Origin of the sequence: Streptomyces fagopyri, assembly GCF_009498275.1 — a bacterium.
GTDB classification, from domain to species: domain Bacteria; phylum Actinomycetota; class Actinomycetes; order Streptomycetales; family Streptomycetaceae; genus Streptomyces; species Streptomyces fagopyri.
This window is the reverse complement of the sequence record NZ_CP045643.1, coordinates 2,994,456-3,015,147: the sequence shown is the minus strand read 5'-3', so window position 1 is coordinate 3,015,147 and position 20,692 is coordinate 2,994,456. Positions and strand designations below refer to the sequence as shown.

14 protein-coding genes are annotated in these 20,692 nt (G+C 71.0%); 10 read left to right on the top strand and 4 right to left on the bottom strand.

From position 1 onward, the window contains the following. Window positions 1-54 precede the first annotated feature (54 nt). Complete coding sequence (locus GFH48_RS12790; RefSeq protein ID WP_153288391.1) at window positions 55-1,029, bottom strand: CAP domain-containing protein; 975 nt, start codon at window positions 1,027-1,029, stop codon at window positions 55-57. A gap of 142 nt (window positions 1,030-1,171) precedes the next feature. Between GFH48_RS12790 and GFH48_RS12785 the strand changes: the two genes are divergently transcribed. The 4 genes from GFH48_RS12785 (at window position 1,172) to GFH48_RS12770 (ending at window position 7,729) form a co-directional block, all read left to right on the top strand. Then, window positions 1,172-1,453 carry an acylphosphatase gene (locus tag GFH48_RS12785; RefSeq protein WP_153288390.1) on the top strand — a complete coding sequence of 94 codons (282 nt, stop codon included), beginning with the start codon at window positions 1,172-1,174 and terminating at the stop codon, window positions 1,451-1,453. A gap of 381 nt (window positions 1,454-1,834) precedes the next feature. After that, window positions 1,835-2,038: a hypothetical protein gene (locus tag GFH48_RS12780; protein ID WP_107021972.1), complete on the top strand. Its 204-nt coding sequence runs from the start codon at window positions 1,835-1,837 to the stop codon at window positions 2,036-2,038. Window positions 2,039-2,245: 207 nt separating this feature from the next. Continuing rightward, window positions 2,246-6,001: an AAA family ATPase gene (locus GFH48_RS12775; protein ID WP_153288389.1), complete on the top strand. Its 3,756-nt coding sequence runs from the start codon at window positions 2,246-2,248 to the stop codon at window positions 5,999-6,001. 309 nt (window positions 6,002-6,310) lie between these two features. Further along, on the top strand, window positions 6,311-7,729 hold the full coding sequence (locus tag GFH48_RS12770) for a sugar porter family MFS transporter (protein ID WP_153288388.1): 1,419 nt from the start codon (window positions 6,311-6,313) through the stop codon (window positions 7,727-7,729). Between the two features lie 77 nt (window positions 7,730-7,806). Here the strand turns inward: GFH48_RS12770 and GFH48_RS12765 are convergent, their stop codons facing one another. Together GFH48_RS12765 and GFH48_RS12760 are read right to left on the bottom strand one after the other, a co-directional pair. Then, window positions 7,807-8,787, bottom strand: coding sequence for an LLM class flavin-dependent oxidoreductase (locus tag GFH48_RS12765; protein WP_153288387.1), 981 nt, complete (start codon window positions 8,785-8,787; stop codon window positions 7,807-7,809). A 47-nt stretch (window positions 8,788-8,834) separates the two neighbouring features. Further along, on the bottom strand, window positions 8,835-10,277 hold the full coding sequence (locus tag GFH48_RS12760) for a purine-cytosine permease family protein (protein WP_153288386.1): 1,443 nt from the start codon (window positions 10,275-10,277) through the stop codon (window positions 8,835-8,837). Window positions 10,278-10,416: 139 nt separating this feature from the next. Between GFH48_RS12760 and ftsY the strand changes: the two genes are divergently transcribed. Further along, window positions 10,417-11,628: a signal recognition particle-docking protein FtsY gene (gene ftsY, locus GFH48_RS12755; protein WP_153288385.1), complete on the top strand. Its 1,212-nt coding sequence runs from the start codon at window positions 10,417-10,419 to the stop codon at window positions 11,626-11,628. A 92-nt stretch (window positions 11,629-11,720) separates the two neighbouring features. On the opposite strand, the gene GFH48_RS12750 is transcribed toward ftsY, so the two are convergent. Then, window positions 11,721-12,383, bottom strand: coding sequence for a bifunctional DNA primase/polymerase (locus GFH48_RS12750; RefSeq protein WP_153288384.1), 663 nt, complete (start codon window positions 12,381-12,383; stop codon window positions 11,721-11,723). A gap of 522 nt (window positions 12,384-12,905) precedes the next feature. Between GFH48_RS12750 and nsdA the strand changes: the two genes are divergently transcribed. From nsdA to ffh, 5 genes are all read left to right on the top strand, one after another. Beyond that, window positions 12,906-14,381 (top strand): transcriptional repressor NsdA, encoded by a 1,476-nt coding sequence (nsdA, locus tag GFH48_RS12745; RefSeq protein WP_153288383.1) that lies wholly within the window; start codon window positions 12,906-12,908, stop codon window positions 14,379-14,381. A gap of 336 nt (window positions 14,382-14,717) precedes the next feature. Next, window positions 14,718-16,055 carry an ammonium transporter gene (locus tag GFH48_RS12740; protein WP_153288382.1) on the top strand — a complete coding sequence of 446 codons (1,338 nt, stop codon included), beginning with the start codon at window positions 14,718-14,720 and terminating at the stop codon, window positions 16,053-16,055. After that, window positions 16,052-16,390: a P-II family nitrogen regulator gene (locus tag GFH48_RS12735; protein WP_054235369.1), complete on the top strand. Its 339-nt coding sequence runs from the start codon at window positions 16,052-16,054 to the stop codon at window positions 16,388-16,390. The genes GFH48_RS12740 and GFH48_RS12735 overlap by 4 nt, the downstream gene beginning before the upstream one ends. Before the next feature lie 27 nt (window positions 16,391-16,417). After that, the gene (locus GFH48_RS12730; protein ID WP_407698626.1) at window positions 16,418-18,997 is read left to right on the top strand and encodes a [protein-PII] uridylyltransferase; all 2,580 of its coding nucleotides are present in this window, start codon (window positions 16,418-16,420) and stop codon (window positions 18,995-18,997) included. Window positions 18,998-19,114: 117 nt separating this feature from the next. Continuing rightward, window positions 19,115-20,668, top strand: a complete 1,554-nt coding sequence (gene ffh / locus GFH48_RS12725) for a signal recognition particle protein (RefSeq protein WP_153288380.1) — start codon at window positions 19,115-19,117, stop codon at window positions 20,666-20,668. Window positions 20,669-20,692: the final 24 nt, after the last annotated feature.

Sequence of the window (20,692 nt, the reverse complement as noted above, 5' to 3'; positions counted from 1 at the left end):
TGACGGCCCAGAGACGGCCCCAGGCAGTACCTGGGGCTCTGACCTGCGATTATCTCAGTAGCCGAAGTCCTGCGTCCACCAGGGGCCGCCCGCGGCGAGGTGCACGCCGACGCCCAGGGTCTTGAAGTCGCAGTTCAGTATGTTGGCGCGGTGGCCCTCGCTGTTCATCCAGGCGTCCATGACCGCGGCCGCGTCCGCCTGGCCACGGGCTATGTTCTCGCCGCCGAGCGCGGTGATGCCCGCCTTCGCCGCACGGTCCCACGGGCTGAGCCCGCTCGGGTCGGTGTGGTCGAAGAAGTCACGCAGGGCCATGTCGTCGCTGAAGGACTGGGCGAGGTCCGTCAGGGCGCTGTTCGCCGTGACCGGGGTGCAGCCGACCTTGGCCCGCTCGTCGTTGACCAGCTTGAGCACCTCGGCCTCCGCGGCGGCCTCGGCCGACACCGTCACCGGGGCGGTGGCCACCGGCGCCTTCGGCCGCGCGACCTCGGAGACCGGAGCCGAGGGCTCCTTGGGCTCGGCGGTCTCGCCCGGCTCGGTGGTCACCGGCTTCTGGGTGGGTGTCGCCGCCGGCGCGGTGGGCACCGACGTGGAGGCGGGCGCGGAAGGGGAGGAGGCGCGGTCGGAGTCGCGGCTCGTCGACTGGTCGTCGCGGCTGTCCGCGCTGCCCGACGTGCCGCCCTGCTGGGTCTCCTGGCTGGAGGGGGAACCGACGGCCTGCACCTTGTCGGAGTTGTTGCTCCCGCCGCCGAGCGCGTAGTCCTTCGCGCCGGGCACCACTCCGGCCGCGACGGCGACGGTGCCCAGGGCGACGGCCGCCGAGACACCGAGCAGACCCGTGCGAACGGGCGTGGCGGCCTTCCTCCTGCGGTGCGAGCGCGCGGCGGCCGTGCTCGGGAGGTCGGCGATGGCCGCGTACCCGTACAGGTTCTCCGGCCCATAGCTTTCCGTAGAGGGTCCGTACGTATCGGTGACCCCGGTGGCGCGGCCTGTGGCGGCGCGGCCGGCGGCGGAGCGTCGGTGGCGTCCCATCTCCTGGCCTTCCTCGATCTTTCGGTCAGCGTCCCTCACTCGAAAGAGTGAGTTTCATATGAGACTCATTGGACCGGGACGGTACCGCATGGCGGGAGGGGAGGAAGTGCCCGGAGAGACTTTGTCCGGTTAGCGTGCACGCATGAACGAGGTTGCACGAGTGGTTGTTTGGGTACGCGGGCGCGTCCAGGGTGTCGGTTTCCGCTGGTTCACGCGGGCCAGGGCGCTGGAGATCGGCGGCCTGAGTGGTTTTGCTCTCAATCTGGACGACGGACGGGTCCAGGTGGTCGCGGAGGGCCCCAGATCCGCGTGCGAGGGTCTGCTCAGCTGGCTCCAGGGGGACGACACACCCGGGCGGGTGGACGGAGTCACTGAGATCTGGGACACGCCCCGGGGGATCTACGACGGCTTCGCCATCCGGTGACGGTCACCGGCGCGAGGACCCCGCCGGAAGCCGCGGCGCATGCCTCTGGCACCTGCCGGGAGCGGAAACGGCCTGGTGGTTGCCAAGAACGGCTTGTCGTGGCAGGCTCCCGGAATAAGGATGATCTCCACACCCCCAGGGCCCCACACGAGTCGCAGCGCAGCCGCCCCAGAGCCGCGCGACAGCGGGTTGCCCCCCAATACGGGGTGTGATCGTGTTGACCGTCAAACTTTTTGGTGAGACGCTGAAAGCCCCGCGCACCTTAGCTGTTTGGCATGTGGAACCGCAGCAAGAATTTAGCAAGTGTCAAGCATCGCGGGTGCGATTCCCTCACGACCCACACCGCTTCGGTCGGTCACTCAGTGTGGAGGACCATCCATCATGGCAAAGGCGCTTCTCGGTTACGTCGGCGGTTCCGACCCGCGACTCATTGCCGAGATGCGACGGCTCCAGCAGCGCGTCCAGGACCTCGAATCCGAGCTCGGACGGATTCAGGCCGAGAACGACGCGCTCGCGGCTGCCGCTTCTCACGATTCGCTTCTCGAGAGCATCGACGTACCCCAGGCGGAGCCTGCGCTCACCTGATCACTGCACCGCACCACGACAGCAGTGGTTGGGCAGCCCCTATCAACCGCTAAGTTGTCAGATTTGCAAGGGACGCCTCTTCGGCGTCCCTTCTTCTTTCCCCCGTCTGCGCCTCAAGCTCTTGTACGTCTGGTGTGCCCTGCACGTTCATGGGTGAAACCGCGGGTTCATGGAGTGAGACCGGCCCGAAAGGTAGAGTCCGGCGGCGTGCACCTCAAGGCCCTGACCCTGCGCGGGTTCAAATCGTTCGCCTCGGCGACCACGCTGCGCTTCGAGCCGGGCATCACCTGCGTCGTGGGCCCCAACGGCTCGGGCAAGTCCAACGTCGTGGACGCCCTGAGCTGGGTGATGGGTGAACAGGGGGCGAAGTCGCTGCGCGGCGGGAAGATGGAGGACGTCATCTTCGCCGGCACCACCGGCCGCCCGCCGCTGGGCCGTGCCGAGGTGTCCCTGACCATCGACAACTCCGACGGGGCACTGCCCATCGAGTACGCCGAGGTCACCATCACGCGGATCATGTTCCGCAACGGCGGCAGCGAGTACCAGATCAACGGCGACACCTGCCGGCTCCTCGACATCCAGGAACTCCTGTCCGACTCCGGCATCGGCCGCGAGATGCACGTGATCGTCGGACAGGGGCAGCTCGACTCCGTCCTGCACGCCGATCCCATGGGCCGCCGCGCGTTCATCGAGGAGGCGGCCGGCGTCCTCAAGCACCGCAAGCGCAAGGAGAAGGCGCTGCGGAAACTGGACGCCATGCGGGCGAACCTCGCCCGGGTCCAGGACCTGACCGACGAACTCCGGCGTCAGCTCAAGCCGCTCGGCCGGCAGGCCGCCGTCGCCCGCCGCGCCGCCGTCATCCAGGCCGACCTGCGCGACGCCCGGCTCCGCCTCCTCGCCGACGACCTCGTACGCCTCAGGCAGGCGCTCCAGACGGAGATCGCGGACGAGGCGGCCCTCAAGGAACGCAAGGACTCGGCCGAGGCCGAGCTGAAGAAGGCGCTCCAGCGCGAGGCGCTCCTGGAGGACGAGGTGCGCCGCCTCACGCCCCGCCTCCAGCGCGCCCAGCAGACCTGGTACGAGCTGTCGCAGCTCGCCGAGCGGGTGCGCGGCACGATCTCGCTGGCCGACGCGCGGGTGAAGAGCGCCACCTCCGCGCCCCCGGAGGAGCGGCGCGGCCGCGACCCCGAGGACATGGAGCGCGAGGCCGCGCGCGTCCGTGAGCAGGAGGCCGAGCTCGAAGCGGCCCTGGAGGCGGCCGAGCACGCCCTGGAGGACACGGTCGCGCACCGGGCCGAGCTGGAGCGCGAACTCGCCGTCGAGGAACGCCGGCTCAAGGACGTGGCCCGGGCCATCGCCGACCGCCGTGAGGGACTGGCGCGGCTGGGCGGACAGGTCAACGCCGCGCGTTCACGGGCCGCCTCCGCCCAGTCCGAGATCGACCGGCTCGCCGCCGCCCGAGACGAGGCCCAGGAGCGGGCGGTCACGGCGCAGGAGGAGTACGAGCAGTTGAAGGCCGAGGTCGACGGCCTCGACGCCGGCGACGCCGAGCTGACGGAGCGCCACGACGAGGCCAGAGCGGCCCTCGCCGACGCCGAGTCCGCCTTCACCGAGGCCCGCGAGGCGACCACGGCGGCCGAACGCAGGCGCGCCGCGACGCAGGCCCGCCACGAGGCACTGGCGCTCGGTCTGCGCCGCAAGGACGGAACGGGCGCGTTGCTGGGAGCGAAGGACCGGCTCACGGGGCTCCTCGGCCCCGCCGCCGAGCTGCTGTCCGTCACCCCCGGGTACGAGGTGGCCCTCGCCGCCGCCTTCGGTACGGCGGCGGACGCCATCGCGGTCACCACACCCGCCTCGGCGGCCGAGGCCATCCGGCTGTTGCGCAAACAGGAGGCCGGGCGGGCGGCGCTGTTGCTGGCGGGGGCACCGGAGGAGCCGCCGGCGCCACGGATCGGGGACGGTGCCGCCACGGACGCGACCGGGCGCCGGGACGCGTACGCCGTTGAACCGGCCCGCCGGGACCGGACCGACAGCGGCCTCGGCGTCCGTCAGCCCGGCCGGCACCACGAAGACGGCCACGACGGCGACGGCAGCCATGGCAGTCACGGCAGTCACGGCAGCGACAACGAGGCCGACGGGACCCGGCCGGCGCACCCCACCGGTCCTCCCCGCGCCGCGGACCTCGTCCGGGGCCCCGCGGAGCTGATGCCGGCCGTACGGCGGCTGCTGCGCGGGATCGTCGTGGTCGGCACCCTGGAGGACGCCGAGGACCTGGTCCACGCGCGGCCGGAGCTGACCGCGGTCACCGCCGAGGGGGACCTGCTCGGGGCGCACTTCGCGCACGGCGGCTCCGCCGGGGCGCCCAGCCTGCTGGAGGTGCAGGCGTCCGTCGACGAGGCCGCGGCCGAGCTCGACGAGCTCGCCGTGCGCTGCGAGGACCTCGGCGAGGCGCAGCACCGGGCCGCCGAGCGGCGCGAGGAGCGGGCCGCGTCCGTCGAGGAACTGGGGGAGCGGCGGCGCGCCGCCGAGCGGGAGAAGTCGTCCGTGGCCCAGCAGTTGGGGCGGCTGGCCGGGCAGGCGCGCGGTGCCGCCGGGGAGGCCGAGCGGAGCGCGGCCGCCGCCGCGCGGGCGCAGGAGGCGCTGGACCGGGCCGTCGAGGAGGCGGAGGTGCTGGCCGAGCGGCTGGCGGTCGCCGAGGAGATGCCCGTGGAGGAGGAGCCCGACGCCGCGGTACGGGACCGGCTCGCCGCGGACGGGGCCAACGCGCGGCAGACCGAGATGGAGGCCCGGCTCCAGGTACGGACGCACGAGGAGCGGGTGAAGGGGCTCGCCGGGCGGGCCGACGGGCTCGACCGGGCCGCGCGTGCGGAACGTGAGGCACGCGCGCGTGCGGAGCAGCGGCGGGCCCGGCTGCGGCACGAAGCGGCGGTCGCGGAGGCCGTCGCCTCCGGTGCCCGGCAGCTGCTCGCGCACGTCGAGGTGTCGCTCGGCCGGGCCGAGGAGGAGCGGGGCGCCGCCGAGAACGCCAGGACGTACAAGGAGCAGGCGCTCGGGGCCGTCCGGGGCGAGGGGCGCGACCTCAAGGCGGAGCTGGACAAGCTCACGGACTCGGTTCACCGCGGTGAGGTGCTCGGCGCCGAGAAGCGGATGCGCATGGAGCAGCTGGAGGCGAAGGCGCTGGAGGAGCTCGGCGTCGAACCGGCGGCGCTGGTCACGGAGTACGGTCCGGACCAGCTCGTACCGCCCTCGTTGCCCGCCGAGGGCGAGGAGCTGCCGGAGGATCCGGAGCACCCGCGCAACCAGCCCCGGCAGTTCCACCGCGCGGAGCAGGAGCGACGGCTCAAGTCGGCCGAGCGGGCCTACCAGCAGCTGGGGAAGGTCAACCCGCTCGCCCTGGAGGAGTTCGCCGCGCTGGAGGAGCGTCACAAGTTCCTCAGCGAACAGCTGGAGGACCTGAAGAAGACGCGTGCCGATCTCCTCCAGGTGGTGAAGGAGGTCGACGAACGGGTCGAACAGGTTTTCACCGAGGCGTACCGGGACACCGCGCGGGAGTTCGAAGGTGTCTTCAGCCGGCTGTTCCCGGGGGGTGACGGGCGGCTGATCCTGACCGATCCCGACAACATGCTCACCACGGGTGTGGACGTCGAGGCGAGGCCCCCGGGCAAGAAGGTGAAGCGGCTGTCCCTGCTCTCCGGTGGGGAGAGGTCGCTCACGGCCGTCGCGCTGCTGGTGTCGATCTTCAAGGCCCGGCCCAGCCCGTTCTATGTCATGGACGAGGTCGAGGCGGCGCTCGACGACACGAATCTGCAGCGGCTGATCCGGATCATGCAGGAGCTCCAGGAGGCCTCGCAGCTGATCGTGATCACGCATCAGAAGCGCACGATGGAGGTCGCCGACGCGCTGTACGGCGTGTCCATGCAGGGCGACGGTGTGTCGAAGGTCATCAGCCAGCGGCTCCGCTAGGTCGGCGGCTTCGGCGGCTCAGGCGGCCGGAGGCTTCACGGGGGCGGGCGGAGTGCCCCCGGTTTCTCGGGGTATCCGAACCACGTCAGCCCCAAGCCTTCAAAACTTGAACACGATGGCCGCACCGGAGTGGGGAAAAGTCACAGCAGTCCGATTATCGGCTTCGATACTTGAAGGCATAGTCTCTGCGACGTTGCTTTTGCCTTCGGGTGGTGGGTGGCGTGAACCCATGCGCCACTGGAACCACCCTTGAAGGGGGCTTGCCCCCCACACCCCCGGCAGCGAGGCCGGTGGCCCGAGGAGTTACACGTGACCAGCACTGCGCAGGCACCCAAATCAGGAGCCGGGACGGCTCACCCCGAACATCTCGGGCACGTCATCTTCATCGCGGCCGCGGCCGCGATGGGCGGCTTCCTGTTCGGCTACGACAGCGCCGTGATCAACGGCGCCGTCGAAGCGATCCGCGGCCGCTACGACATCGGTTCCGCGGCCCTGGCGCAGGTCATCGCCATCGCACTGATCGGCTGCGCCATCGGCGCGGCGACCGCGGGCCGGACAGCCGACCGCATCGGCCGTATCCGCTGCATGCAGATCTCCGCCGTCCTCTTCACGGTCAGCGCCGTCGGTTCCGCGCTCCCGTTCGCGCTGTGGGACCTCGCCCTGTGGCGCATCATCGGCGGATTCGCCATCGGCATGGCCTCCGTCATCGGCCCCGCCTACATCGCCGAGGTCTCCCCGGCCGCCTACCGCGGCCGGCTGGGCTCCTTCCAGCAGGCCGCGATCGTCATCGGCATCGCCATCTCGCAGCTCGTCAACTGGGGCATCCTGAACGCCGCGGGCGGCGACCAGCGCGGCAAGGTCATGGGGCTCGAGGCCTGGCAGGTCATGCTCGGCGTCATGGTCGTCCCGGCCGTCCTCTACGGTCTGCTCTCCTTCGCGATCCCCGAGTCGCCGCGCTTCCTGATCTCCGTGGGCAGGCACGACCGCGCCCGTGAGGTCCTCAAGGAGGTCGAGGGCGACAGGGCCGACCTGAACGCCCGCGTCACCGAGATCGAGCACGCCATGAAGAGCGAGCACAAGTCGAGCTTCAAGGACCTGCTCGGCGGCGGCTTCTTCTTCAAGCCGATCGTCTGGGTCGGCATCGGTCTCTCGGTCTTCCAGCAGTTCGTCGGCATCAACGTCGCGTTCTACTACTCCTCGACGCTGTGGCAGTCCGTCGGCGTCGACCCCTCGCAGTCGTTCTTCTACTCGTTCACCACGTCGATCATCAACATCATCGGCACCGTGATCGCGATGATCTTCGTCGACCGGGTCGGCCGCAAGCCGCTCGCGCTGATCGGCTCCGTGGGCATGGTGATCGGTCTCGGCCTGGAGGCCTGGGCCTTCTCCTACGACCTGGTGGACGGCAAGCTGCCGGCCACCCAGGGCTGGGTCGCCCTGATCGCCGCGCACGTCTTCGTCCTCTTCTTCGCCCTCTCCTGGGGTGTCGTGGTCTGGGTCTTCCTCGGCGAGATGTTCCCGAACCGGATCCGCGCCGCCGCCCTCGGTGTGGCCGCCTCCGCGCAGTGGATCGCCAACTGGGCCATCACCGCGAGCTTCCCGTCGCTGGCCGACTGGAACCTCTCCGCGACCTACGTGATCTACACGGTCTTCGCCGCGCTCTCCATCCCCTTCGTGCTCAAGTACGTCAAGGAGACCAAGGGCAAGGCCCTGGAGGAGATGGGCTAGGCCCCCCGAACGCGAGGAGAAGGGCCAAGTCCCCGCTGCCCCTCTCCTCGTACGCGTGAGAGACGTACTGCCCCGGCTCAGCCCTCCAGGTCCCTGAGCCGGGGCAGTACGTCTTCGCAGAACAGGCGCAGGCTGCGCCAGCCCTCCTCGACGGGCATTCCGCCGGACAGCGGATGGAGCACGTGGTGGTCGAGCCCCTGGGCCGCACACGCCTCGGGCGTCAGGACGCGGTACACGCCCTCGGCGCGCAGCTCCTCGACCGTGGTGGCCGCCGACCGCACCGCCGACCGGATGTCCCCGGACTGCCAGGAGGCGTAGGTGCGTGCCTCGTGCAGGAAGTGCCGGCCGTACGCGGCCCATGCCCGGTCCGGATCCTCCGCGATGTGCAGCAGTGGGGTCTCGGCCGCGGGCATCATGGTCCAGCCCTCGGTGCCGTACTCGATCAGCCGCTCCTTGTAGTAGGCCTCCAGGCCGGGAAGGTGCGCGCTGGGGAAGAACGGCAGCCCGAGCCGGGCGGCGCGGCGGGCGGCGGCCCGGGAGGATCCGCCCACCAGCAGCAGCGGATGCGGATCGGAGAACGGGCGCGGGGTGACCCGTACGGTACGGCCCCGGTAGGTGAACTCCTCGCCGGTCCACGCCTTCAGCACCGTCTCCAGCACCTCGTCCTGGAGCCGGCCGCGCCGCTTCCAGTCGACGTCGAACTGGGCGTACTCCTCAGGCCGGTAGCCGATGCCCGCCACCGTCACCAGACGGCCGCCGCTCAGCAGATCGAGGACGGCGACGTCCTCGGCGAGCCGCAGCGGGTCGTACAGCGGCCCGATGATCGCCGAGACGGTGACCGCGAGGTGCCGGGTCGCGCCGAAGACGGCACCCGCGAAGGTGAACGGCGAGGGCAGCCAGTTGTCGGCGACGCCGTGATGTTCCTCGGTCTGCACGGTGGTGACGCCGTGGTCGTCGGCGTAGGCGGACATCTCGACCGCGGCCCGGTAGCGGGCGCTCAGCGACGCGGGGGTCGCGTCCGGGTCGACGAGGTTGAAGCGCACGACCGTCACGGGCATGGGGAGCCCCCCTTCGTGTGTGGAGGGGGACGGTAGCTGACGGATCGTCAGACAGCCATAGTCGCGCGCTCCTCGGCGGGTTCCGCCCCGGGGCCCACCGGGGGTTTGGGCAGGACGGCGTACAGGAGGAAGGAGGTCACCATCGTCGCCGCCCAGCCGAGGCCGTACGCGCCGACCGGATTGCCCGTCGCCAGCGGACCCGTGAACCAGTCGGACGTGGTGAACAGCAGCCCGCACCCGAGGCCGATCGCCCACGCCGCGACCGCGGCCGGGCTGAAGCCGCCCCGGTACCAGTAGGCGCTGGTGCGCGTGGTGTCGAGCAGGGCCACGGCGTCGTAGGCCGGCCGGCGCAGCATGTCCGCGCCGAAGACGCCGGCCCAGGCCGAGAACGTGACCGCGAGCAGGGTCAGGAACGCCAGGAACGAGCCGATGAAGGAGGGCGCGACCAGCATCAGGACGCCACCGAGGAGCAGCGAGATGACGGCGTTGACCGAGACCGCCCACGGGCGCGGCAGCCTGATGCCGAGGGTCTGCGCGGTGAACCCGGCCGAGTACATCGACATGGCGTTGATCAGCAGCATGCCGACCAGGGCGATGAGCAGGTAGGGCACCGCCAGCCACAGCGGCAGGGCCGCGCCGAGGAACGAGACCGGGTCGGCGGCCGAGGCCAGGTCCGGTGTGGTGACCGCCATGACCGCGCCCATCAGGGTCAGCGGGAGCACCACGACGACGGCGCCGCCGAGCGTGTCGCGCACGATCGCCGCGGAGGAGGTCCCGCGCGGAAGATAGCGCGTGAAGTCCGGAGCCGAGGGGACCCAGCTGATCCCGCCCGCCGCGATCAGACCGATCCCCACGATCATCAGGTGCGTCGGGCCGGCCGGCCGCCGCAGGACCTCGTCCCAGTCCGTACGGGCGACCAGACGGCCGAGGACGAGCAGGGAGAAGGCGGCGAAGAGGCGGACCGCCCACCTGTTGCACCGGTGCACGGCGTCGATGCCGAGGCCGGAGATCGCGAACGTCGCCACCACGAAGAGCAGCAGCGTCACGAGGACCAGGAACGTGTTGCTCCTGACGCCGAAGACGATGTCCAGGACGGTCAGCAGTGCGTAGGCGCCGGTCACCGCGTTGATCGTCTCCCAGCCCCAGCGCGCGACCCAGATCAGCGCACCGGGCAGGAGGTTCCCGCGCTGGCCGAAGACGGCGCGCGACAGGGCCATGCCGGGCGCCCCGCCCCGCTTGCCCGCGATGCCGATCAGCCCGACCAGGCCGAACGACACGGCCGGGGCCACGGTGGCGACCACCAGGGTCTGCCAGAGATCCAGTCCGTAGGAGACGGCCAGCGTGGCGCCCATGGTCAGCAGCAGGACCGTGATGTTGGCCGCCATCCAGGTGGGGAGGAGATCGCGGGTCCTCGCGTGCCGCTGGGAGTTCGGCACGGGCTCGATGCCGCGCGTTTCGACGGCGCCATCGGAGGGCTCGGTGGTACTCATGGGCAATGATCATAGATTATGTCGGTTTGTCGCCTTTACTGTGCTCGGGCCTCTTCCGGTTCCCGTACGAGGTCACGGATTCGCTCCCCGGCAAGGGAATCTCCCTCCCCGGGGAGCGATGACTGATACTGGGGGCGTTATGGAAACCGTCATCCTTGCTGTAGTCATCGCCGTGGTCGTGATCGGCGCACTCGGCGGGCTCGTCATCGGCAGTCGCCGCAAGAAGCCGCTGCCCCCGGCGCCCCCCACCACGCCCGACATCACCGCCCCTCCGGCCGAGCCGCACCTCGGCGACGAGGCCGAGACCCCGCGCGACGAAACGCGCCGGACGATAGAGGAGGTGGACCTTCCGGACGGCTCGTCGCCGTCCGGCGTCGCCGTCGAGGAACCCCCGCCCGTCGTCGAGGCGCCCGCGATCGAGGTCCCGGAGCCCACCGCCGGACGCCTGGTGCGGCTGCGCGGCCGGCTCTCCCGCTCGCAGAACGCGCTCGGCAAGGGGCTGCTCACGCTCCTCTCGCGCGAGCACCTCGACGAGGACACCTGGGAGGAGATCGAGGACACCCTCCTGACCGCGGACGTCGGCGTGCAGCCCACCCAGGACCTGGTCGAACGGCTGCGTGAGCGCGTGAAGGTGCTCGGCACCCGCACGCCCGACGAACTGCGCTCGCTGCTGCGCGAGGAGCTCCTGGCGATCCTCGTCCCCGAGTTCGACCGGACGGTCAGGACCGACTCGAACCTCGACACCCCGGGCATCGTGATGGTCGTCGGGGTCAACGGCACCGGGAAGACCACCACCACCGGCAAGCTCGCCCGCGTGCTCGTCGCCGACGGCAAGAACGTGGTGCTCGGCGCCGCCGACACCTTCCGCGCCGCCGCCGCCGACCAGCTGCAGACCTGGGGCGAGCGCGTCGGCGCCCGCACCGTGCGCGGCCCCGAGGGCGGCGACCCCGCCTCGATCGCCTTCGACGCGGTCAAGGAGGGCATCGAGGAGGGCGCGGACGTCGTCCTCATCGACACCGCCGGGCGCCTGCACACCAAGACCGGCCTCATGGACGAGCTCGGCAAGGTCAAGCGCGTCGTCGAGAAGCACGCGCCGCTCGACGAGGTGCTGCTGGTCCTCGACGCCACCACCGGCCAGAACGGTCTCATCCAGGCGCGGGTGTTCGCCGAGGTCGTCGACATCACCGGCATCGTGCTGACCAAGCTGGACGGCACCGCCAAGGGCGGCATCGTGATCGCGGTCCAGCGCGAGCTGGGCGTGCCGGTCAAGCTGGTGGGTCTGGGCGAGGGAGCGGACGACCTGGCCCCGTTCGAGCCCGGGGCGTTCGTGGACGCGCTCATCGGTGAGTGATCCCGGCTTAGGCGCGAGGGAGGCGCCCGTTCCCCCGGTGCGACGGGAACGGGCGCCTCGTCGTACCGGGCCGTGTCGGCCGTCGTTCGACGCTACGCGCGCGACCGGTGCGCCACGTAGGCCAGCGTCCCCAGCAGCAGCCGCGCCTGCGGCGGCCTGGTCGCGGAGTCCAGCGCGGGGGAGCGCAGCCAGCGGACCGGGCCGAGACCGGCGCGATCGGAGGGCGGCGCGGAGACGAACGCGCCGGGGCCCAGGCCGTGCAGGTCGAGGGACGCGTCGTCCCAGCCCATCCGGTAGAGCAGCTCGGGAAGTTCGGCCGCCGCGCCGGGGGCGACGAAGAAGTGGGCGCGGCCGTCCGGGGTGGCGGTCACCGGACCGGTGGGCAGTCCCATCCGCTCCAGCCGGACCAGCGCCCGACGGCCGGCGGGCTCGGCGACCTCGATCACGTCGAAGGCCCGGCCGACCGGCAGCATCACCGCGGCACCCGGGAACTCGGACCAGGCCTCGGACACCTCGCCGAGCGTCGCGCCCGCCGGGATCACCGGCGCGAAGTCCAGCGGATGCGCCCCCGGCGCGGAGCAGCCGGCCCTGCCGCACGAGCACGCCCCCGCGGCGGCCCGGGCGCCGGGAACCACGTCCCATCCCCACAGTCCGGTGAACTCGGCCACCGCTGTGCACTCCGACGAGCGGCCGCGGCGCCGGGAGCCGGGCCGGATCTCGCGAATTCCCCGGGTGCTGCCGATCGTGAAGCCCATGCCCCCTCCAACGGGTCCGACGCACCCTCGGTTACGACCCGGATGCGAACCGTTACTCACCGTGCCCGCGCCTGGGTCCGCGCCCATGCCCGTGTTCGTGTCTGTTCGTGCGTCTCTGTCTGCGTCCGTGCCCCTACCCTGGACGCCGTGCGGCTCCGCCGGTGCGCGGGGGGCGCGGGCGCGCTCCGATGGGGTGCGTTTCGCCGTGCGCGCCCCCGCACGCATCGCTACGCCCACTTCTGGCTGTCCTATGTCAAGTGAATCGCGTACTGGCGATCTGGAGTTCATTCGAAGGGGTGGCGAAAGGTGGCGTTTCACGGATCGCCATGGCTGGACGGGTGATCGTAGGATTACTTTGAGTACACGAGTCCTGGGGACGAATGCACTCGTGGGTATGCCGGAGGCAACTCGGCTTCCCGTTCGAAGGGTGAGAACCACCGGACGAGCGGCCGTATTTACCGGCATTCTGATAGGGCTTGGCGCACGCAGCGTACAAGTGGTCTCAGGGATGGGGGCGTTCCAGTGGGCGGCAACGGCGGAAGCGGTGTGAACGCTGACAAGCGCCCGAATGAGCTCTTGGGCTCGTGGTTCGTGCGCAGTGGCTGGTCGAAGGGCGAGCTGGCGCGCCAAGTGAACCGCAGGGCCCGTCAACTGGGGGCCAGTCACATCTCCACGGACACCTCACGGGTGCGCCGCTGGCTGGACGGCGAGAACCCGCGCGAGCCGATCCCGCGGATCCTGTCCGAGCTGTTCTCCGAACGGTTCGGCTGTGTCGTCGCCGTCGAGGACCTCGGCCTGCGCGCCGCCCACCAGTCACCTTCCGTGTCGGGTGTCGACCTGCCCTGGACCGGCCCCCAGACCGTGGCCCTGATCAGCGAGTACTCGCGCAGCGACCTGATGCTCGCGCGGCGCGGCTTCCTCGGCAGCTCGCTGGCCCTGTCCGCCGGACCGTCCCTGATCGAACCGATGCAGCGCTGGCTGGTGCCCACCCCGACGCCGCCCCCGGAGGAGCCCGAGCACCCGGCCGCCGCCCGCCGTGCCGGCCGGCTCTCCGCGCCGGAGCTGGATCTCCTGGAGTCCACCACCGTGATGTTCCGCCAGTGGGACGCCCAGTGTGGTGGCGGCCTGCGGCGCAAGGCGGTCGTCGGGCAGCTGCACGAGGTGACCGACCTGCTCCAGGAGCCCCAGCCCGCGGCGACCAGCCGGCGTCTGTTCAAGGTCGCCGCCGAACTGGCCGAGCTGGCGGGCTGGATGAGCTACGACGTGGGTCTCCAGCCCACCGCGCAGAAGTACTTCGTGCTCGCCCTGCACGCCTCCAAGGAGGCCGGCGACAAGCCGCTGGGCTCGTACATCCTCTCCAGCATGAGCCGCCAGATGATCCACCTCGGGCGGCCCGACGACGCGCTGGAGCTGATCCACCTCGCGCAGTACGGGAGCCGGGACTGCGCGAGCCCGCGCACCCAGTCCATGCTGTATGCGATGGAGGCCCGCGCCTACGCCAACATGGGACAGCCGGGAAAGTGCAAGCGGGCCGTCCGGATGGCCGAGGACAGCTTCGAGGACGTCCACGACTGGGACGACCCCGATCCCGACTGGATCCGCTTCTTCTCCCAGGCCGAGCTGCACGGCGAGAACTCGCACTCCTTCCGCGACCTCGCCTATGTCGCGGGCCGCAGTCCCACCTACGCCTCGCTCTCCGAGCCCCTGATGCAGAAGGCCGTCGACCTCTTCGCCAAGGACACCGAACACCAGCGTTCGTACGCACTCAACCTCATCGGCATGGCCACCGTGCACCTGCTGCGGCGCGAGCCCGAGCAGAGTGCGGTATTGGCCAAGGACGCGATGGCGGTCGCCAGGAAAGTGCGCTCGGAGCGCGTGAACACTCGTATCCGAAAGACGGTCGACACGGCCGTCCGCGACTTCGGTGAACTCGCGGAGGTCGTGGACCTCGCCGAGCAGCTCGCCGTGGACCTGCCGGAGACCGCCGAAGCGGTCTGACCCCAGGCCGCGCATGCGGTCCGACCCCAGTACCCCGGCCACGGCCGGCCGTCCCGAACTGCCCGACTCGGCTCCCCCATGCCAGGTCATCGGACGACCGACCGTGGCCGGTTTCTTCGTATCCGGGGAAGGTTGCGCAACAATAACGATCGCTGCGCCCGGTATCGGGCAGTTCATGCACGCGTAACACACGAGACGCCTTCGTCACTGCGGCGAAACATCGAGGGGCGTCGACGGAAACCGCGCTGCGTCAATCTCATGGCGCATAACCGGCCCACCCCTCATACCGCTCAGGCTTCGCCCGCACGGGGCCGTACCAACGACGAGGAGACGCCGATGGCACCAGCCATCACGCTAGCCGCAGAAGCTCCCAAGCTCTCGGCCGCCAACACCGGGTTCATGCTCATCTGTTCCGCCCTGGTGCTGATCATGACCCCCGGCCTGGCCTTCTTCTACGGAGGCATGGTCCGGGTCAAGAGCACCCTGAACATGCTGATGATGAGCTTCATCAGCATGGGGATCATCACGATCCTGTGGGTCCTGTACGGCTTCTCCCTCGCCTTCGGCACGGACAAGGGCTCCTTCATCGGCTGGACCTCGGACTGGGTCGGCCTCAGCAACGTGGGCCTGACGGAACTGTGGCCCGGCTACACCATTCCGATCTTCGTCTTCATGGTCTTCCAGCTCATGTTCGCCATCATCACGCCCGCGCTGATAAGCGGTGCGCTGGCGGACCGGGTGAAGTTCACGGCGTGGTCGCTGTTCATCACGCTGTGGGCCACGGTCGTCTACTTCCCGGTCGCCCACTGGGTCTGGGGCACCGGCGGCTGGGCGTTCGACCTCGGCGTCATCGACTTCGCCGGTGGTACGGCCGTCCACATCAACGCGGGTGCCGCGGCGCTCGGCGTGATCCTGGTCATCGGCAAGCGCGTCGGCTTCAAGAAGGACCCGATGCGCCCGCACAGCCTCCCGCTGGTGATGCTCGGCTCCGGTCTGCTGTGGTTCGGCTGGTTCGGGTTCAACGCCGGCTCCTGGCTGGGCAACGACGACGGCGTCGGCGCGCTGATGTTCGTCAACACGCAGGTCGCCACCGCCGCCGCCATGCTGGCCTGGCTCATCTACGAGAAGATCCGCCACGGCGCGTTCACCACGCTGGGCGCCGCCTCCGGCGCGGTCGCCGGCCTGGTCGCCATCACCCCGTCCGGCGGTGCGGTCTCCCCGCTCGGCGCGATCGCCGTCGGCGCCATCGCCGGTGTGGTCTGCGCCATGGCCGTCGGCCTGAAGTACAGGTTCGGCTACGACGACTCCCTCGACGTGGTCGGCGTGCACCTCGTCGGCGGTGTCATCGGCTCCCTGCTGATCGGCTTCTTCGCCAGCGGCAAGGGCCAGTCCACCGTCGAGGGCCTCTTCTACGGCGGCGGCCTCACCCAGTTCTGGAAGCAGTGCGCCGGCGTCTTCGCCGTCCTCGGCTACTCCCTCGTCGTCTCCGCGATCCTCGCCTTCCTCATCGACAAAACGATGGGCATGCGGGTGACCGAGGACGAGGAGATCGCGGGCATCGACCAGGCCGAGCACGCCGAGACCGCATACGACTTCAGCGGAGCGGGCGGCGGCATCGTCGGCGGCTCGGTCTCCGCTCTCGCGGGTACGCAGAGCAAGAAGGTGGACGCATGAAGCTCATCACCGCCGTCGTGAAGCCCCACCGGCTCGACGAGATCAAGGAGGCCCTGCAGGCCTTCGGGGTGCACGGTCTGACGGTCACCGAAGCCAGCGGCTACGGCCGCCAGCGGGGACACACCGAGGTCTACCGTGGTGCCGAGTACACCGTCGACCTGGTCCCCAAGATCCGTATAGAGGTGCTGGCCGAGGACGACGACGCCGAGCAGCTGATCGACGTCGTGGTGAAGGCGGCCCGCACCGGCAAGATCGGTGATGGCAAGGTGTGGTCCATCCCCGTCGAGACGGCCGTCCGGGTCCGGACCGGCGAGCGCGGCCCGGACGCGCTGTAAGCGGAAGAACAGAACAGGAGTCGCTGGGTGACGAGTACGGACATGCGTACGGATGCAGAGGACTCGGGACCCAGCGGCTACGCGGCGGCCCGGCTGCGCCTCCTCCAGGAGGGGGCGCGGTCCGGGCCGCCGCGCCGTACCGCCCTCGCCGAACTGACGGACGAGTGGCTGACCGGCCTCTTCGGCGCGGGCACCCAGAGCGGTAAGGACGTCAAGAACGGCAAGGACGTCAAGAACGGCAAGGAGGGCGCCGGGGGCGGCAGGGACGGCCAGGACGGCGAGCCCGCGGCGCGGCTCACCCAGAAGGGTGGTGGCGGGCGACGGGAGGGCCTGCGCGGGGTCTCGCTGGTCGCCGTCGGCGGCTACGGCCGCGGTGAGCTCTCCCCGCGCAGCGACCTCGATCTGCTGCTCCTGCACGACGGCAGCGACTCCGGTGCGGTCGCCGCCCTCGCCGACCGCATCTGGTACCCCGTCTGGGACCTCGGTCTCGCCCTCGACCACTCGGTCCGTACGCCCGGCGAGGCCCGCAAGACGGCCGGCGACGACCTCAAGGTGCAGCTGGGGCTGCTCGACGCGCGCCACATCGCCGGCGACCTCGGCCTCACCACCGGACTGCGGACGGCCGTCCTCGCCGACTGGCGCAACCAGGCACCCAAGCGCCTCCCCGAACTCCAGGAGCTCTGCGCCGAGCGGGCCGAGCGCCACGGCGAACTGCAGTACCTGCTGGAACCGGACCTCAAGGAGGCCCGCGGCGGCCTCCGCGACGCCACCGCCCTGCGCGCCGTCGCCGCCTCCTGGCTCGCCGACGCGCCCCGTGAGGGCCTCGCCGACGCCCGCCGACGCCTGCTCGACGTGCGCGACGCGCTGCACCTGACCACCGGACGCGCCACCGACCGGCTCGCGCTCCAGGAGCAGGACCAGGTCGCCGCCGAACTGGGACTGCTGGACGCCGACACCCTCCTGCGCCAGGTCTACGAAGCCGCGCGGGTCGTCTCGTACGCCAGTGACGTCACCTGGCGCGAGGTCGGGCGCGTGCTCAAGTCACGCGCCGTCCGTCCCCGGCTGCGCGCCATGCTCGGCGGCGGCGCCAAGCCGGCGGCCGAGCGCTCACCCCTCGCCGAAGGGGTCGTCGAGATGGACGGCGAGGTGGTGCTCGCCCGCGCCGCGCGCCCCGAACGTGACCCCGTGCTCCCACTCCGCGCCGCGGCCGCCGCGGCGCAGTCGGGACTCCCGCTGTCCCTGCACGCCGTACGGCGCATGGCCGCCGTCGCCCGCCCGCTGCCCACACCCTGGCCCGCCGAGGCACGGGAACAGCTCGTCACGCTGCTCGGCTCCGGGCGCCCGACCATCGAGGTCTGGGAGGCGCTGGAGGCCGAGGGACTCATCACCCGGCTGCTGCCCGACTGGGAACGGGTGCGCTGCCGGCCGCAGCGCAACGCCGTGCACATCTGGACCGTCGACCGCCATCTCATCGAGACGGCCGTCCGCGCCTCCGAGCTGACCCGCCGGGTGGGCCGTCCCGACCTCCTCCTCGTCGCCGCCCTGCTGCACGACATCGGCAAGGGCTGGCCCGGCGACCACTCCGTCGCGGGCGAGATCATCGCGCGGGACGTGGCCACCCGGATCGGCTTCGACCGCGCGGACGTGGCCGTGCTCGCCACCCTCGTACGCCACCATCTGCTGCTCGTCGACACGGCGACCCGGCGCGACCTGGACGACCCGGCGACCGTCCGCTCGGTCGCCGAGGCCGTCGGCTCACAGGGCACCCTCGAACTGCTGCACGCGCTCACCGAGGCGGACGCGCTGGCCACCGGACCGGCCGCCTGGTCCTCCTGGCGCGGCTCCCTCGTCACCGACCTGGTCAAACGCGTCGCCGCCGTGCTCGCCGGGGACGCCCCCGAGGAGCCCGAGGCGGCGGCCCCCACGGCCGAGCAGGAACGCCTCGCGATCGAAGCCTTCCGCACCGGCGGCCCGGTCCTGGCCCTGCGCGCGCAGACCGAGCCGCCCACCGAGGAGGAGCCCTCCGGAGATCCGGAACCCCTCGGCGTGGAGCTGCTGATCGCCGTGCCCGACCAGCCCGGGGTGCTGCCCGCGGTCGCGGGCGTCCTCGCGATGCACCGCCTGACCGTCCGCACCGCCGAGCTGCGCGCCCTCGACCTGCCCGACGGCGTACAGGGCTCGGTGCTGCTGCTCAACTGGCGGGTCGCCGCCGAATACGGCTCCCTCCCGCAGGCCGCCCGGCTGCGCGCCGACCTCGTCCGCGCCCTGGACGGTTCCCTGGACATCGCCGTCCGGCTCGCCGAGCGCGACGCCGCCTATCCGCGGCGCCGCGGGACCATCGCGCCGCCGCCCCGGGTCACGGTCGCCCCGGCGGCCTCCCGGCACGCCACGGTCATCGAGGTCCGCGCGCACGACGCCCCGGGCCTGCTGCACCGCATCGGCCGCGCCCTGGAGGAGGCGAGCGTACGGGTGCGCAGCATGCACGTCTCCACGCTCGGCGCCAACGCCGTGGACGCCTTCTACGTGACCGGACCCAAGGGCGCGCCACTGCCGGGGGAGGAGGCGGCTTCCGTGGCCCGTGGGCTGGAGGAGATGCTGCGGGGATGACCGGGACCGAGGCCGCCCCAGGTCTCGTACGAACGCGGTGGAGACCCCACCGCACCCGGCCGGATACCCTGGAGGGCGATTCCCATCGCCCCCGACCCCTGAGGACAGACGAGCGCCGTGTTCGATACTCTCTCCGATCGCCTCTCAGCGACGTTCAAGAACCTGCGGGGCAAGGGCCGGCTGTCCGAAGCTGACATCGACGCCACCGCACGCGAGATCCGTATCGCGCTCCTCGAGGCCGACGTGGCCCTGCCGGTCGTGCGGACCTTCATCAAGAACGTCAAGGAACGTGCCCTCGGCGCCGAGGTCTCCAAGGCGCTGAACCCGGCCCAGCAGGTCCTGAAGATCGTGAACGAGGAACTCGTCACGATCCTCGGCGGCGAGACCCGCCGTCTGCGGTTCGCCAAGAACCCGCCCACCGTGCTCATGCTCGCCGGTCTGCAGGGTGCCGGTAAGACCACGCTCGCCGGAAAGCTCGGCAAGTGGCTCAAGGACCAGGGCCACTCGCCGCTCCTGGTCGCCGCCGACCTCCAGCGCCCGAACGCCGTGAACCAGCTCAGCGTCGTCGCCGAGCGCGCCGGCGTGGCCGTCTACGCGCCCGAGCCGGGCAACGGTGTCGGTGACCCGGTCAAGGTCGCCAAGGACTCCATGGAGTTCGCGAGGACCAAGGTCCACGACATCGTGATCGTGGACACCGCGGGCCGCCTCGGCATCGACCAGGAGCTGATGCAGCAGGCCGCGGACATCCGTGACGCGGTCAGCCCCGACGAGATCCTCTTCGTCGTCGACGCGATGATCGGCCAGGACGCGGTCAACACCGCCGAGGCCTTCCGCGACGGTGTCGGCTTCGACGGCGTGGTCCTCTCCAAGCTCGACGGCGACGCCCGCGGTGGTGCCGCGCTCTCCATCGCCTCGGTCACCGGCAAGCCGATCATGTTCGCGTCGAACGGCGAGAAGCTCGACGACTTCGACGCCTTCCACCCGGACCGGATGGCCTCCCGCATCCTCGACATGGGTGACCTGCTCACCCTGATCGAGCAGGCGGAGAAGACGTTCAGCCAAGAAGAGGCCGAGAAGATGGCCTCCAAGCTGGCGTCCAAGAAGGGCCAGGACTTCACCCTGGACGACTTCCTGTCCCAGATGGAGCAGGTCAGGAAGATGGGCAGCATCAGCAAGCTGCTCGGCATGCTCCCGGGCATGGGCCAGATCAAGGACCAGATCAGCAACCTCGACGAACGCGACGTCGACCGCACGGCCGCCATCATCAAGTCGATGACCCCGGCCGAGCGCCAGGAGCCGACGATCATCAACGGCTCGCGCCGCGCCCGTATCGCCAAGGGTTCCGGTGTCGAGGTCAGCGCGGTCAAGGGCCTGGTCGAGCGCTTCTTCGAGGCCCGCAAGATGATGTCGCGCATGGCCCAGGGCGGCGGCATGCCGGGCATGCCGGGGATCCCGGGCATGGGCGGCGGCCCCGGCCGCGCCAAGAAGAAGGTCAAGCAGGCCAAGGGCAAGCAGCGCTCCGGCAACCCGATGAAGCGCAAGCAGCAGGAGGAAGAGGAGGCGGCGCGCCGCGAGGCCGGAGCCCAGCCGGGCGGCGCCTTCGGACTGCCCGCCGGCCAGCAGGGCCAGAACTTCGAGCTGCCGGACGAGTTCAAGAAGTTCATGGACTGACCGACCGGTGAACTGACGGACCGA